Source organism: Citrobacter sp. S-77 (assembly GCF_963864895.1).
In the GTDB taxonomy this organism is placed as follows: Bacteria; Pseudomonadota; Gammaproteobacteria; order Enterobacterales; family Enterobacteriaceae; genus Citrobacter; species Citrobacter murliniae.
Genome location: NZ_CAWLWU010000002.1, coordinates 1,198,365 through 1,213,108 on the forward strand (window position 1 = coordinate 1,198,365; position 14,744 = coordinate 1,213,108).

Annotated in this window: 10 protein-coding genes and 7 tRNA genes; 4 read left to right on the top strand and 13 right to left on the bottom strand. The window is 50.3% G+C overall.

The genetic code is table 11. The features are described 5' to 3' along the window. Nucleotides 1-55 precede the first annotated feature (55 nt). The 12 genes from AACS05_RS06210 to nagB all read right to left on the bottom strand — a co-directional run bounded on the left by AACS05_RS06210 (nt 56) and on the right by nagB (nt 6,954). Nucleotides 56-130 (bottom strand) — tRNA-Gln (locus AACS05_RS06210). Between the two features lie 36 nt (nt 131-166). Further along, nucleotides 167-241, bottom strand: a tRNA-Gln gene (locus tag AACS05_RS06215). A 45-nt stretch (nt 242-286) separates the two neighbouring features. Continuing rightward, nucleotides 287-363, bottom strand: a tRNA-Met gene (locus AACS05_RS06220). 21 nt (nt 364-384) lie between these two features. Then, nucleotides 385-459 (bottom strand) — tRNA-Gln (locus AACS05_RS06225). A gap of 37 nt (nt 460-496) precedes the next feature. Then, nucleotides 497-571, bottom strand: a tRNA-Gln gene (locus AACS05_RS06230). A 23-nt stretch (nt 572-594) separates the two neighbouring features. Beyond that, nucleotides 595-679 (bottom strand) — tRNA-Leu (locus AACS05_RS06235). A gap of 8 nt (nt 680-687) precedes the next feature. Then, a tRNA-Met gene (locus AACS05_RS06240) sits at nt 688-764 on the bottom strand. A gap of 223 nt (nt 765-987) precedes the next feature. Next, nucleotides 988-2,652: an asparagine synthase B gene (gene asnB / locus AACS05_RS06245; protein ID WP_045441057.1), complete on the bottom strand. Its 1,665-nt coding sequence runs from the start codon at nt 2,650-2,652 to the stop codon at nt 988-990. Nucleotides 2,653-2,905: 253 nt separating this feature from the next. Beyond that, the gene (gene nagD, locus AACS05_RS06250) at nt 2,906-3,658 is read right to left on the bottom strand and encodes a ribonucleotide monophosphatase NagD (protein ID WP_038638796.1); all 753 of its coding nucleotides are present in this window, start codon (nt 3,656-3,658) and stop codon (nt 2,906-2,908) included. 57 nt (nt 3,659-3,715) lie between these two features. Beyond that, the gene (nagC, locus tag AACS05_RS06255; RefSeq protein ID WP_045441058.1) at nt 3,716-4,936 is read right to left on the bottom strand and encodes a DNA-binding transcriptional regulator NagC; all 1,221 of its coding nucleotides are present in this window, start codon (nt 4,934-4,936) and stop codon (nt 3,716-3,718) included. Nucleotides 4,937-4,944: 8 nt separating this feature from the next. After that, complete coding sequence (gene nagA / locus AACS05_RS06260) at nt 4,945-6,093, bottom strand: N-acetylglucosamine-6-phosphate deacetylase (RefSeq protein WP_045441059.1); 1,149 nt, start codon at nt 6,091-6,093, stop codon at nt 4,945-4,947. A gap of 60 nt (nt 6,094-6,153) precedes the next feature. Beyond that, entirely contained in the window at nt 6,154-6,954 is an 801-nt protein-coding gene (gene nagB / locus AACS05_RS06265; protein WP_003022803.1) for a glucosamine-6-phosphate deaminase, read from the bottom strand. Between the two features lie 344 nt (nt 6,955-7,298). On the opposite strand from nagB, the gene nagE reads away from it, so the two are divergent. The 4 genes from nagE (at nt 7,299) to chiQ (ending at nt 13,354) form a co-directional block, all read left to right on the top strand. Beyond that, a complete protein-coding gene (gene nagE / locus AACS05_RS06270; protein ID WP_045441060.1) occupies nt 7,299-9,248 on the top strand; it encodes a PTS N-acetyl glucosamine transporter subunit IIABC in 1,950 nt (649 codons plus the stop codon). A gap of 213 nt (nt 9,249-9,461) precedes the next feature. Next, nucleotides 9,462-11,129: a glutamine--tRNA ligase gene (glnS, locus tag AACS05_RS06275; protein ID WP_045441061.1), complete on the top strand. Its 1,668-nt coding sequence runs from the start codon at nt 9,462-9,464 to the stop codon at nt 11,127-11,129. A gap of 436 nt (nt 11,130-11,565) precedes the next feature. Further along, on the top strand, nt 11,566-12,972 hold the full coding sequence (chiP, locus tag AACS05_RS06280; RefSeq protein ID WP_045441062.1) for a chitoporin ChiP: 1,407 nt from the start codon (nt 11,566-11,568) through the stop codon (nt 12,970-12,972). A gap of 49 nt (nt 12,973-13,021) precedes the next feature. Then, complete coding sequence (gene chiQ, locus AACS05_RS06285) at nt 13,022-13,354, top strand: ChiQ/YbfN family lipoprotein (RefSeq protein ID WP_045441063.1); 333 nt, start codon at nt 13,022-13,024, stop codon at nt 13,352-13,354. 50 nt (nt 13,355-13,404) lie between these two features. Here chiQ and AACS05_RS06290 read toward each other — a convergent pair whose 3' ends face one another. Then, nucleotides 13,405-14,700: an MFS transporter gene (locus AACS05_RS06290; protein ID WP_045441064.1), complete on the bottom strand. Its 1,296-nt coding sequence runs from the start codon at nt 14,698-14,700 to the stop codon at nt 13,405-13,407. Between the last annotated feature and the right edge of the window lie 44 nt (nt 14,701-14,744).

The window sequence follows — 14,744 nt, forward strand, 5'->3', positions numbered from 1 at the left end:
ACGATATTGAGAGCGCAGAAAAGCAAAAAGCTCGCCAAAGCGAGCTTTTTTAATATGGCTGGGGTACGAGGATTCGAACCTCGGAATGCTGGTATCAGAAACCAGAGCCTTACCGCTTGGCGATACCCCAACGGGTGCACCCACAAAGTGGACGACTTTTTGAAATTGGCTGGGGTACGAGGATTCGAACCTCGGAATGCTGGTATCAGAAACCAGAGCCTTACCGCTTGGCGATACCCCAACAATTTTTTTGGATTTACCGAATTAAATCGATACGTCCTTAATATGGTGGCTACGACGGGATTCGAACCTGTGACCCCATCATTATGAGTGATGTGCTCTAACCAGCTGAGCTACGTAGCCATATATTATCATATTCTTCGATGGCTGGGGTACCTGGATTCGAACCAGGGAATGCCGGTATCAAAAACCGGTGCCTTACCGCTTGGCGATACCCCAATGACCGTCGCGGTGAACCGCTATATCGAAGAAAAAATGGCTGGGGTACCTGGATTCGAACCAGGGAATGCCGGTATCAAAAACCGGTGCCTTACCGCTTGGCGATACCCCATCCGTGCAACGCTTACGGGTGAATGGTGCGGGAGGCGAGACTTGAACTCGCACACCTTGCGGCGCCAGAACCTAAATCTGGTGCGTCTACCAATTTCGCCACTCCCGCAAAAAAGATGGTGGCTACGACGGGATTCGAACCTGTGACCCCATCATTATGAGTGATGTGCTCTAACCAGCTGAGCTACGTAGCCATCTTTTTTTCGCGTTACCTTATCGGCGTTGCGGGGCGCATTATGCGTATTGAGCTTTGAAGCGTCAACCCCTTTTTCATGGAAAATAGCTGGAATGTGACTGTTTGGTTAGGTTGCGAACAGCATGACGCAATATTCGGCAATTATTAGTTATTAATTGTTTTTCCGCACGTTAAATCGACATAAAAAAAGAGCCCCGTAGGGCTCTTTTCTGATGATTTGCTTACTTATAAGCTGACTGATGCACACCAACTGCACGGCCTGATGGATCGTTCATGGTTTTGAACGCTTCATCCCATTCAATTGCTTTTGCTGAAGAACAGGCGACAGACGGGCCGCCAGGCACGCATTCAGCAGCGCTTGCTACCGGGAACAGTTCTTCGAAAATCTCACGGTACAAGTACGCCTCTTTCGATGATGGCGTGTTATACGGGAAGCGGAAGCTGGCGGTTTCCAGTTGCTGGTCGGAAACTTGCTCTGCTGCCACTTCTTTCAGCGTGTCAATCCAGCTGTAACCGACGCCGTCAGAGAACTGCTCTTTCTGACGCCACGCCACGCTGGCTGGCAGGTAAGATTCAAAGCATTCGCGCAGGACATGTTTTTCCATTTTCCCGTTGCCACACATTTTATCCTGCGGGTTGATGCGCATCGCCACATCGAGGAATTTTTTATCCAGGAAGGGAACGCGGGCTTCGACACCCCAGGCAGACATCGCTTTGTTGGCACGAGCACAGTCAAACATATGCAGCGCTTGTAGTTTACGCACGGTTTCTTCATGCAGCTCTTTCGCGTCTGGCGCTTTATGGAAGTAGAGATAGCCGCCAAAGACTTCGTCTGAACCTTCACCCGACAGCACCATTTTAATGCCCATCGCTTTAATTTTACGAGACATCAGGTACATCGGCGTTGAGGCGCGAATTGTTGTTACATCGTAGGTTTCGATGTGATAGATGACGTCGCGGATCGCATCCAAACCTTCCTGCACGGTGAAGTGGATCTCGTGATGCACGGTGCCTAAATGGTTCGCCACTTCTTGCGCGGCTTTCAAATCTGGTGCGCCTTCCAGACCCACAGCGAAGGAGTGCAACTGAGGCCACCAGGCTTCGCTGCGTTCCTGATCTTCAACACGACGCGCCGCGTATTTTTTGGTGATGGCAGAAATAACGGAGGAGTCCAGGCCGCCGGACAGCAGTACACCGTAAGGGACATCTGACATCAGATGGCTTTTGACGGCGTCTTCCAGCGCCTGACGCAGTTCGTTTTTATCCGTCACATTGTCTTTTACCGCATCGTATTCAAACCAGTCGCGCTGGTAGTATTGACGAATTTCGCCATCTTTGCTCCACAGATAGCTACCGGCCGGGAATTCTTTAATCGTGCGGCACACCGGAACCAGCGCTTTCATTTCTGAGGCAACATAGAAGTTACCGTGTTCGTCATAGCCCATATACAACGGGATGATCCCGAGATGATCGCGGCCAATCAGGTAGGCGTCTTGTTCGCTGTCGTACAGCGCAAAGGCAAACATACCCTGCAGGGAGTCGAGGAATTCTGGCCCTTTTTCCTGATACAGCGCGAGGATAACTTCACAGTCAGAACCGGTTTGGAACTGGTAGCGGTCGCCGTATTCAGCGCGTAACGCCTGGTGGTTATAGATTTCACCGTTCACCGCCAGAATATGTGTTTTTTTCATGTTGTACAGCGGCTGAGCACCTGCGTTGACGTCGACAATCGACAAACGCTCATGTGCCAGAATGGCGTTATCACTGGCGTAAATACCCGACCAGTCCGGGCCACGATGACGCATCAGACGGGACAATTCCAGGGCTTTTTTACGCAGCTCAACTGCGTCTGTTTTAATATCGAATACGCCAAAAATAGAACACATAACCTTCTCCGTTAACCTGTTGCGTGATGCTTTTTGTGTTTGCTTGATTAAGAAAATGCCGCAAAGGCGGTGGGGGCGCAAGAAGTTTGGCATGCTGAAAGTAAAAAACTCAATGATGATTATTGAATGGTGAAAAAAGATTACGTAATAAGCGTATTTATTGATGAATTATCAGTAAATCGGCAGTTTTATTGAATGGAGTGATTTTGTGTGCCGGATGGCGCGTTTACGCTGATCTCCGGCACAGAAGTGCTTAGATAACATCTATCTCGGCAACGGAAGGGTAGATCCAGCTTGGTCGGAACGGCATGCTGTCGATATCGTCAAGCGTGGATACGCCAGACAACACCAGGATGGTTTCAAGGCCAGCCTGGAAGCCTGCCAGAATATCTGTACGCAGGTTGTCACCGACAATAACGGTCTCTTCGGAGTGCGCCTGCATTTTGTTGAGTGCCGCGCGAATAATCCATGGGCTGGGTTTACCGACATAAAATGGTTTACGCCCGGAGATCTTTTCGATACCGGCGCAGAGCGCACCACAGGCGGGATAAAAACCGCGGCCATGGGTATCCGGGTTGGTCGCGATAAAGCGCGCGCCATTGGCAACAAAATATGCCGCTTTATGCATCATGTCCCAGTTGTAGGAGCGCGTCTCGCCGACAATCACGAAGTCGGGGTTAACATCGGTAATGGTAAAGCCGGCTTTATACAGTTCGTGGATCAGCGCGCCTTCACCCACGACGTAGGCTTTTTTCCCTTCCTGGCGACGCAGAAAATCGGCAGTGGCCATGGCGGAAGTATAAAAGACGCTATCGGGGACATTCACACCCGCCGTGGCGAAGCGGTTCGCCAGATCCTGCCCGGTCTGAGAAGGGTAGTTAGTCAGCAGGACTAACGGCAAACCTTTTTCTAGGATGCCGGTCAGAAACTCTGCCGCACCCGGTACGGCAACATTGTCGTGCATCAGCACGCCGTCGATATCACAAATTACATTCTTGATGGTCATGAACTACCCAGGGAATTTGTCAGGAGTCTGATAGTAACCCAATATTCTATGAGAGCATTAATTTTCCAGCAAACGTTGCAGCAACGAACCGTTGAGCATAGCGCGTTTCACCAGCGCAAATGCGCCAATGGCTGAGCGGTGGTCCAGCGTGGAGCGAACCACGGGCAGATTGTGGCGAAACGCCTTCAACGCCTGGGTATTAATGCAGCTTTCTATTGCCGGAAGCAGCACTTTATCTGCCTCAGTAATCTCACCGGCAATGACGATTTTTTGCGGGTTAAACAGGTTAATGGCGATAGCGATGGTTTTGCCAAGATGGCGACCAACGTGCTCAATGACTTCCGACGCCAGGTTATCGCCTTTATTCGCAGCCTTACAGATGGTTTTAATGTTGCAATCATCCAGCGTCAGTCGACTCGGATAGCCTTGCTTGAGTAAGTTTTGTACGCGATGCTCAATGGATGCGTTAGCTGCAATAGTTTCCAGACAGCCAAAATTCCCGCAGTGGCAGCGTTCACCCAGCGGCTCAACCTGAATATGACCAATTTCACCGACGTTGCCGTTGCGACCAATGAAAATTCGGCCATTTGAGATGATCCCAGCCCCGGTCCCGCGATGGACGCGCACCAGAATGGAGTCTTCGCAATCCTGACTTGCCCCAAAATAGTGCTCGGCAAGCGCCAGACTGCGGATGTCGTGGCCGACAAAGCAGGTTACCTGAAAACGTTTTTCCAGCGCTTCGACCAACCCCCAGTTTTCAACCTGAATATGCGGCATGTAGCGGATAACGCCGCTTTCGGGATCAACCAGCCCTGGCAGAATGACAGAGATAGCAATCAGTTCACGGATTTTCCGCTGGCAGCTATCAATAAAGGTGGAAATCGTATTGAGCAGCGCATACTCCAGCGTTTCCTGTGTGCGCTCGGGAAGAGGATAATGCTCTTCTGCGACCGCTTTGCTGCTCATATCATAGAGTGTGAGCGTGGTGTCGTGGCGGCCCAGGCGTACGCCGATAGCGTGGAAATTGCGGGTTTCGGTGACGATAGAAATAGCGCGGCGGCCTCCAGTGGAGGCCTGCTGATCAACCTCTTTGATCAGCCCGCGTTCAATCAGTTGACGCGTAATTTTTGTTACGCTGGCGGGGGCAAGTTGGCTCTGCTCGGCAATCTGAATTCGCGAGATTGGCCCATGCTGGTCAATCAGGCGATAAACTGCCGCGCTGTTAAGCTGTTTTACGAGATCAACATTACCTATTTGAGCTTGTCCGCCTGGTGTCATTCTTTCTCTTACTCAGTAACGACCTCGTTGCCATTAACGATGGTCTTGATAATTTTAAAGTCGTGCGTGAACGCGGTCAGGTTGGCTACTTTGCCTGGCGCGATGCTGCCGAGTTGTTTGTCGACGCCGATTGCGCGAGCAGGGTAGAGAGTCGCCATGCGCAGGACTTCATCCAGTGCAATACCGCAATGTTCAACCAGATTACGTACGCCTTCGATCATGGTTAACGAAGAGCCGCTCAGCGTGCCGTTCTCATCCACACACAGTCCATTGCGGTAGTATATTGTTTTACCAGCGAAAATGAACTGTTCAATATTTGCACCTGCCGGGGCGGTTGCGTCGGTCACCAGGCACAGTTTGTCACCTTTCAGGCGCTTGGCGTTACGAATATTAACGTAGTCAACATGCAGACCGTCGGCGATGATACCGCAATAAATATCGGCCTCATCAAGTATTGCGCCTGCCAGACCTGGTTCGCGGCCAGTAATATAAGGCATCGCGTTGAACAGGTGCGTTGCAAAGGTGATACCCGCACGGAATCCAATTTTGGCTTCTTTTACCGTTGCGTTAGAGTGGCCTGCTGAAACGACAATACCTGCATTTACCAGCTTTGTTATCACTTCGGTTGGGACCATTTCTGGTGCCAGCGTCACTTTGGTGATGACGTCCGCATTATCGCACAGGAAATCGACCAGCGCAGCGTCAGGCTGACGGACAAAACCCGGATTATGGGTACCTTTTTTCACCAGGTTCAGCCACGGACCTTCAAGGTGAAGTCCTAATGCCTGGTTGGGGTGTTTCGCCAGGTATTCGCGCATTACGCGAACACCTTGTTTCATCAGGTCATCGCTGGTGGTAATTAGCGTGGGCAGGTAGTTAGTGCAGCCTGATTTTTCATTGGCTTTCTGCATGATTTCCAGCGTCTCAACGGTGACGGCTTCTGCCGTATCGTTAAACTGTACGCCGCCGCAGCCGTTTAACTGCACATCAATAAAACCGGGGGAAATAATGGCCCCATTCAGTGAGCGTTGTTCAATCCCGGACGGTAATTCCGTCAGTGGGCAGACGCTGGCTATCAGGCCATCAGCGACAACAATCGCATGGTCATCAAGAATTTCGTGACCGGTAAAAATCCGGCCCTGGGTTAAAGCATACATTCCGACCCCCGATTTCAAAAAATGCCGCCCTGCAACTTTTTCGGCAGGGCGGAGATACCATTACAGACCTTTAATATTTTCCGCTTCTAACTCGTTGAAGTATTTCAGCGTTTTCACTTTCAGTTCCATTGTTGAAGGCTCATCGCAGACAACGACGGCTTTCGGATGCAACTGCAGGCAACTGATGGTCCACATATGGTTGACGTTACCTTCAACGGCTGCTTGCAGCGCCTGTGCTTTTTGATGGCCCAGCACCAGGATCATCACTTCTTCAGCATCCAACAGGGTGCCAACACCTACGGTCAGCGCATATTTAGGCACCTGGCTTACGTCGCCATCAAAGAAGCGTGAGTTAGCTACGCGAGTGTCATGAGTCAGCGTTTTGATACGTGTGCGGGAAGCCAAAGAAGAGGCAGGTTCGTTGAACGCGATATGTCCGTCGTTGCCTACACCACCCATAAACAGATGGATTTTACCGTAAGAACGGATTTTTTCTTCATACTGACGGCATTCTGCATCAATATCCGGCGCGTTACCATTGAGGAGGTTAATATTTTCTGCTGGAATATCAACATGATCAAAGAAGTTACGGTGCATGAAGCTGTGGTAGCTTTCCGGATGCTCTTTCGGCAAACCTACATATTCGTCCATGTTGAAAGTGACAACATGTTTGAAGCTCACCTGGCCCGCTTTGTGCATTTCGACTAATGCTTTATAGGCTGTCAGCGGTGTACCACCAGTTGGCAGGCCCAGAACAAACGGACGATCTGCCGTTGGTTTAAACGCGTTAATACGGTTAACGATATGGCGAGCAGCCCATTTGCCGACTTGTTCAGCGGTATTCAGGGGGATCAGTCTCATTCTTCACCTCAAAAGTAAATGTAAGCAATTGGCGGATTGAGTCGCTGTGCTGTATTAAGCGTAACCTGGTTTTGCATCGGTAAGGATCAATCCGTTTCGATTTTTTGAATGATAAAATAAGTTTTCGTAGTTAGCCAGTGAAAGGGAGGGTTTATAACGATATTTGGTGACTGGAATCACAAAAAACATGCTTTTAATTTGCGATACGAATTAATTTTTCACACACTCTGAATGTAGATGAATGGTTAATATCGTTGTTCCAGAAAATCTTGTTGTTGGTAATGGTCGCACAATAAAAATATGGCTTCAAAGGAGCCTAATCGGGGTCTCGTAGGGGGAATAAAATGAATATTTTAGGTTTTTTCCAGCGGCTGGGTAGGGCGTTACAGCTCCCCATCGCTGTGCTGCCTGTCGCGGCACTGTTGCTGCGATTTGGCCAACCAGATTTGCTTAACGTACCCTTCATCGCGCAAGCGGGTGGGGCCATCTTTGATAACCTCGCGTTAATATTTGCCATCGGTGTGGCATCCAGCTGGTCAAAAGACAGCGCAGGTGCGGCAGCGTTGGCAGGTGCGGTCGGTTATTTCATATTGACCAAAGCAATGGTTACCATCAACCCGGCGATCAACATGGGCGTGCTGGCAGGTATTATTACCGGTCTGGTCGGTGGTGCGGTGTATAACCGCTGGTCTGGAATCAAACTGCCTGACTTCCTGAGCTTCTTCGGCGGTAAACGCTTTGTGCCAATCGCCACCGGTTTCTTTTGCCTGGTGCTGGCTGCTATCTTCGGCTACGTGTGGCCGCCGGTGCAGAACGCTATCCATGCAGGTGGTGAGTGGATCGTGGGCGCTGGCGCGCTGGGTTCCGGTATCTTTGGTTTCATCAACCGTCTGCTGATCCCAACCGGTCTGCATCAGGTTCTGAACACCATTGCCTGGTTCCAGATTGGTGAATTCACCAATGCGGCAGGCGCAGTATTCCACGGTGACATCAACCGCTTCTATGCGGGCGACGGCACTGCGGGTATGTTCATGTCAGGCTTCTTCCCGATCATGATGTTTGGTCTGCCGGGTGCGGCGCTGGCGATGTACTTTGCAGCACCGAAAGCACGTCGTCCGATGGTTGGCGGTATGCTGCTGTCTGTGGCGATCACTGCGTTCCTGACCGGTGTTACCGAGCCGCTGGAATTCCTGTTCATGTTCCTGGCACCATTGCTGTACCTCCTGCACGCACTGTTAACGGGTATCAGCCTGTTCGTTGCAACGCTGCTGGGGATCCACGCGGGCTTCTCCTTCTCCGCAGGTGCTATCGACTACGTGTTGATGTACAACTTGCCGGCAGCAAGCCAGAACGTCTGGATGCTGGTAGCGATGGGGCTGGTGTTCTTCGTCATCTACTTTGTGTTGTTCAGCGCGGTTATTCGCATGTTTAACCTGAAAACGCCGGGCCGCGAAGATAAAGAAGACGAAATTGTTACTGACGAAGCAAACAGCAATACCGAAGAAGGTTTAGCGCAACTGGCCACCAACTACATTGCTGCGGTTGGCGGTACGGATAACCTGAAAGCGATTGACGCCTGTATCACTCGTCTGCGTCTGACCGTTGTCGACTCTGGTCGCGTCAACGATGCGATGTGTAAACGTTTAGGCGCATCCGGTGTGGTGAAACTGAACAAGCAAACTATCCAGGTCATCGTGGGTGCGAAAGCAGAATCCATCGGCGACGAGATGAAGAAAGTTGTGGCCCGTGGTCCGGTTGCAGCAGCGTCTGGTGAAAGTGCACCAGCAGCAGCGGCTCCGGTTGTCAAACCGCAGGCGGTCGCGAATGCGGTAACTGTCGAAGCACTGGTTTCTCCGATTACCGGTGATGTGGTTGCCCTGGAGCAAGTTCCTGATGAAGCTTTCGCCAGCAAAGCGGTAGGTGACGGCGTGGCAGTGAAACCGACGGATAAAATCGTTGTTTCCCCGGCAGCAGGCACCATCGTGAAGATCTTTAACACCAACCATGCGTTCTGTCTGGAAACAGAAAAAGGCGCGGAAATCGTTGTCCATATGGGTATCGATACCGTTGCGCTGGAAGGCAAGGGCTTTAAACGTCTGGTTGAAGAAGGTGCAGAAGTTACTGCAGGTCAACCTATTCTGGAAATGGATCTGGAGTATCTGAACGCCAATGCACGTTCAATGATTAGCCCGGTTGTTTGCAGCAACAGCGATGATTTCGGTGGTCTGGTGATCAAGGCCGAAGGTCATGTGGTTGCAGGTCAAACGCCACTGTACGAAATTAAAAGTAAATAATCGCTGTAGCCGGATAAGGCGCAAAGCGCCGCGATCCGACAACTAACACGCGATATTTAAGCGGCGGGGGATTATCCTCCGCCGCTTTTTTTTGCAGCAATTGCCCCCATAATGCCTGTCTGATACGTATTTTGCGTAACTAAGGGTTGTCAGTCTGTCCGGGTTATAAGATCATACGCCGTTATACGTTGTTTACGCTTTGAGGAATCCACGATGAGTGAGGCTGAAGCCCGCCCGAGTAACTTTATTCGTCAGATCATCGATGAAGATCTGGCCAGTGGTAAGCACACCACTATCCATACCCGTTTTCCGCCGGAGCCAAATGGCTATCTGCACATTGGCCACGCGAAATCCATCTGTCTGAACTTTGGTATTGCGCAAGACTACCAGGGCCAGTGCAACCTGCGTTTTGATGATACGAACCCGGTTAAAGAAGACATCGAGTACGTTGAATCGATTAAAAATGACGTTGAATGGTTAGGTTTTCACTGGACTGGCGATATTCGCTACTCTTCGGATTACTTCGATCAACTGCACGCTTATGCGGTAGAGCTTATCAACAAAGGTTTGGCGTACGTCGACGAACTTTCTGCTGACGAAATCCGTGAATACCGCGGTACGCTGACCCAGCCGGGCAAAAACAGTCCGTTCCGCGATCGTAGCGTCGAAGAGAACCTTGAACTGTTCGAAAAAATGCGTACCGGTGGCTTTGAAGAAGGTAAAGCCTGCCTGCGTGCGAAAATCGACATGGCTTCACCGTTTATCGTTATGCGCGATCCGGTGCTGTACCGCATTAAGTTTGCCGAGCATCATCAGACCGGTAACAAGTGGTGCATCTATCCGATGTACGACTTTACCCACTGCATCAGCGATGCGCTGGAAGGTATCACGCATTCACTGTGTACGCTGGAATTCCAGGACAACCGTCGTCTGTATGACTGGGTGCTGGATAACATCACTATTCCGGTTCATCCGCGCCAGTACGAATTCTCGCGCCTGAATCTGGAATACACCGTGATGTCCAAGCGTAAGCTGAACCTGCTGGTTACCGACAAGCATGTTGAAGGCTGGGACGATCCGCGTATGCCGACTATCTCTGGTTTGCGTCGTCGTGGTTACACGGCCGCTGCTATCCGTGAGTTCTGCAAACGCATCGGCGTGACCAAGCAGGACAACACCATTGAGATAGCCTCTCTGGAATCCTGTATTCGTGAAGATCTGAACGAAAACGCTCCGCGCGCGATGGCAGTTATTGATCCAGTGAAACTGGTTATCGAAAACTATCCGCAGGGTGAAAGCGAACTGGTTACCATGCCGAACCATCCGAATAAACCGGAAATGGGCAGCCGTGAAGTGCCGTTCAGCGGTGAAATCTGGATCGATCGTGCTGACTTCCGCGAAGAAGCTAACAAGCAGTACAAGCGTCTGGTAATGGGCAAAGAAGTCCGTCTGCGTAATGCTTATGTTGTTAAAGCCGAGCGTGTAGAGAAAGATGCAGAAGGTAATATCACCACTATTTTCTGCACCTATGATGCTGATACGCTGAGCAAAGATCCGGCTGATGGGCGTAAAGTAAAAGGCGTTATTCATTGGGTTAGCGCTGCACATGCGCTGCCGATAGAAATCCGCCTGTATGACCGTTTGTTTAGCGTACCAAACCCAGGCGCCGCGGACGACTTCCTGTCCGTCATTAATCCTGAGTCACTGGTTATCAAACAGGGTTACGGCGAGCCGTCGCTGAAGTCTGCAGTTGCGAGCAAAGCGTTCCAGTTTGAACGTGAAGGTTACTTCTGCCTCGACAGCCGCTACGCAACAGCGGACAAGCTGGTATTTAACCGTACCGTTGGTCTGCGTGATACGTGGGCGAAAGCGGGCGAATAAACCGCAGCAATACATCCTTTCAAACGCCGCATTCTGCGGCGTTTTTTTTGCCAGAAAACACGTAACAACTCTGTTTGCGGAGCAAAATAATTATTATTCAGGAATGAGTTTTTCCATTTCTTATTTTTGAATCAAAACCTTGAGTTAAGAGCTTCTCTGGACTGAAACCGATTTCATCTTCATGGAAAACAAGCATTTTTTCATTTTTTCAACGCTTTTTTATTTCTCGATGAAAATGTAACAGAAAGCGATGAAATATGTGCGGTTGCTCATGTTCTTACATAATGGTTACAAAAAGAGATTGATAATTCGCGTCGCGAAAAATAGTCTATCCATTGTAGTCAATGAGGTTTTCTCAGCGCTACTTTTTTAATTTTTGTTTTTTCGCTGTTCGCTTTTAGTCGGCAGCATTTTATACGTCAAAGAGGATTAACATATGCGTACGTTTAGTGGCAAACGTAGTACGCTGGCGCTGGCTATCGCCGGTATTACAGCAATGTCGGGTTTGGTTGTCGTTCCCCAGGCGCAAGCCGAAGGTTTTTTTGATGATTCAACACTGACTGGCGGCATCTATTACTGGCAGCGCGAGCGTGACCGTAAAGATGTTACCGATGACGACAAATACAAAACCAACCTTTCTCACGCCACCTGGAACGCTAACCTCGATTTCCAGTCCGGTTATGTGGCCGATATGTTCGGCCTTGATGTGGCTGCTTTTACCGCAATTGAAATGGCGGAAAATGGCGACAGCGGGCATCCAAACGAAATTGCATTCTCGAAAAAAAATAAAGGCTATGACGAAGATTATTCCGGCGATAAGAGCGGAATAAGTCTGTATAAAGCGGCGGCGAAATTTAAGTTTGGCCCGACCTGGGCGCGTGCCGGTTATATTCAACCTACCGGGCAGACTCTGCTGGCTCCGCACTGGAGCTTTATGCCAGGGACCTATCAGGGTGCTGAAGCTGGTGCCAACTTTGACTACGGCGATGCTGGCGCGTTGAGCTTCTCCTATATGTGGGCAAACGAATATAAGGCTCCGTGGCACACCGAAGTCGATAAATTCTATCAGGCCGATAAAAAGACTAAAGTTGATTACCTCCATTCCATCGGCGCTAAATATGATTTCAAAAATAACCTGTTGCTTGAAGCGGCATTTGGTCAGTCCGAAGGCTATGTTGATCAATACTTCGCTAAAGCCAGTTACAAATTTGATTTAGGCGGCAATCCGTTTACTACCAGCTATCAGTTCTATGGTGCGCGTGACAAGGTTGATGACCGCACCGCTAGCAACATTTATGACGGTACAGCCTGGCTGCAGGCGCTGACCTTCGGCTACAAAGTGGCGGAAGTGGTTGATCTGCGACTGGAAGGAACCTGGGTTAAAGCAGACGGGCAGCAAGGTTACTTCCTGCAGCGTATGACCCCGACGTATGCGTCTTCAAACGGTCGTCTGGATATCTGGTGGGATAACCGTTCTGACTTCAACGCCAACGGTGAAAAGGCCGTCTTCTTCGGTGCGATGTACGACCTGAAGAACTGGAACCTGCCTGGCTGGGCTGTGGGTGCATCATACGTTTACGCATGGGATGCCAAGCCATCTACCTGGCAGATCAACCCGGATGCGTACTACGACAAAAATCGTACTATCGAAGAATCATCTTACAGCCTGGATGCGGTCTACACCCTGCAGGACGGTCGTGCGAAGGGCACTATGTTTAAACTGCACTTCACCGAGTACGACAACCATTCAAACATTCCGAGCTGGGGTGGTGGTTACGGCAACATCTTCCAGGATGAGCGTGACGTGAAGTTCATCGTTATTGCTCCGTTCACCATCTTCTAATGCCAACAGCGGCGGGCCTGGTGCCTGCCGCATTGTTGAGGAGTGTGCTATGAAAAAATTGATACTCATCACCGTTATGGCATCGGGGCTGGTGGCCTGTGCACAATCACCGGCACCGAAAGAAGATAGCCGTCTTAAAGAAGCCTACAGCGCATGCATTAATACCGCGCAGGGCTCACCGGAGAAAATAGAGGCCTGCCAAAGCGTGTTAAACGTGCTGAAGAAAGAAAAGCAGCACCAGCAGTTTGCCAATGAAGAAAGTGTTCGCGTGCTGGATTACCAGCAGTGTATTCAGGCTACGCGCACGGGCAACGATCAGGCTGTCTCTGCCGATTGTGACAAGGTCTGGCAGGAAATTCGCAGCAAGAACTCGGCAAAATAAAACGCGGTTCGAACAAAACGGGCGGAGATATTTCTCCGCCCGTCTGCATTTCAGAGTTTATTGTCTGCCGGTTGATAATTTCGGCTTAAACGGACAAACAGCATTGCCGTGGCGGAGAGCCCGCAAAGTGCTGCACACATCAGCCACCATCCAGGTGAACTTTTATCTCCTGTTAACTGAACCAACGCTGTTGATATTACTGGCGTCAGACCGCCAAAAATAGCAGTGGCAAGACTGAAAGCCAGTGAAAAACCCACTGTACGTACATAAACAGGCATCACCTCAGTGAGCGCTGCAACCATTGCCCCGTTGTACATGCCAAAAAAGAACGAGAACCAAAGCAGTACCAACGTCATACGGGTGAAATCTGGCGCGGCAGTCAGCCAGTGCATTACAGGCCAGGTGGTGATCAATGCGAGCACGGTAATACCCATCAGCACCGGACGACGGCCAATTCGGTCTGAAATTGCACCTCCAATTGGCAGCCAGATAAAGTTAGAAATACCGACCAGCATGGTGACAATAAGGCTGTCGCGGGCGCTGAGGTGTAGCACGGCTCTGCCGTAGGTCGGGGTATAAACGGTGATAAAGTAAAATGTGGTAGTGGTCATTGCCACCAGCAGCGTACCCGCTGTGATGAGGCGCCAATTTTTGATGATAGTGGTGAAAATTTCCCTGGTGTCGGGACGGTGCGTGCGTTGTAAAAATGCGTCAGTCTCCTGAAGCGAGCGGCGGAGAACGAAAATCAAAGGAATAATCATGCAACCAATAAAAAATGGAATGCGCCATCCCCATTCAGAGATCTCATCGTGCGCCAGCGTGGCGTTCAGACCGTAACCAATCAGAGCCGCCACCACAATGGCAACCTGTTGACTGGCAGACTGCCAACTGGTGTAGAAGCCTTTATTCCCCGGTGTGGCAATTTCAGAAAGATAAACAGAGACGCCTCCTAACTCCACACCAGCAGAGAATCCCTGCAATAATCGTCCCAGTAATACCAGCGCAGGGGCCAACAGACCGATACTTTGATAGCCGGGAACCAGGGCAATTAGCAGGGTACCGCAGCCCATAATCGCGAGCGTCACCATCAGCCCTTTACGGCGACCAATTCTGTCTATGTAAGCTCCCAGTACAATTGCACCAACAGGTCGCATTAAGAAGCCCGAACCGAAAACGGCAAAGGTCAGCATCAGGCCAGCAAATTCACTCTCTGCGGGAAAGAACGTTTTTGCAATATAGGTGGCGTAAAAACCGAACAGAAAAAAGTCGAACTGTTCGAGGAAATTACCGCTGGTTACCCGCAGTATTGCGCCGAAAGTACCAGCGCGCGATGGTTGTTGTGTCATTGGGTTTGCTCTCCATTGTCTTTATCTTGTTTTTATAGAGGTAA

What these genes read in the sequence shown, in the direction of transcription:
- glnS (WP_045441061.1), top strand. Translation starts at nt 9,462, where the DNA reads ATGAGTGAGGCTGAAGCCCGCCCGAGTAACTTTATTCGTCAGATCATC.
- asnB (WP_045441057.1), bottom strand. Translation starts at nt 2,652, where the DNA reads ATGTGTTCTATTTTTGGCGTATTCGATATTAAAACAGACGCAGTTGAG.
- nagB (WP_003022803.1), bottom strand. Translation starts at nt 6,954, where the DNA reads ATGAGACTGATCCCCCTGAATACCGCTGAACAAGTCGGCAAATGGGCT.
- nagC (WP_045441058.1), bottom strand. Translation starts at nt 4,936, where the DNA reads ATGACACCAGGCGGACAAGCTCAAATAGGTAATGTTGATCTCGTAAAA.
- nagD (WP_038638796.1), bottom strand. Translation starts at nt 3,658, where the DNA reads ATGACCATCAAGAATGTAATTTGTGATATCGACGGCGTGCTGATGCAC.
- AACS05_RS06290 (WP_045441064.1), bottom strand. Translation starts at nt 14,700, where the DNA reads ATGACACAACAACCATCGCGCGCTGGTACTTTCGGCGCAATACTGCGG.
- nagE (WP_045441060.1), top strand. Translation starts at nt 7,299, where the DNA reads ATGAATATTTTAGGTTTTTTCCAGCGGCTGGGTAGGGCGTTACAGCTC.
- nagA (WP_045441059.1), bottom strand. Translation starts at nt 6,093, where the DNA reads ATGTATGCTTTAACCCAGGGCCGGATTTTTACCGGTCACGAAATTCTT.
- chiP (WP_045441062.1), top strand. Translation starts at nt 11,566, where the DNA reads ATGCGTACGTTTAGTGGCAAACGTAGTACGCTGGCGCTGGCTATCGCC.
- chiQ (WP_045441063.1), top strand. Translation starts at nt 13,022, where the DNA reads ATGAAAAAATTGATACTCATCACCGTTATGGCATCGGGGCTGGTGGCC.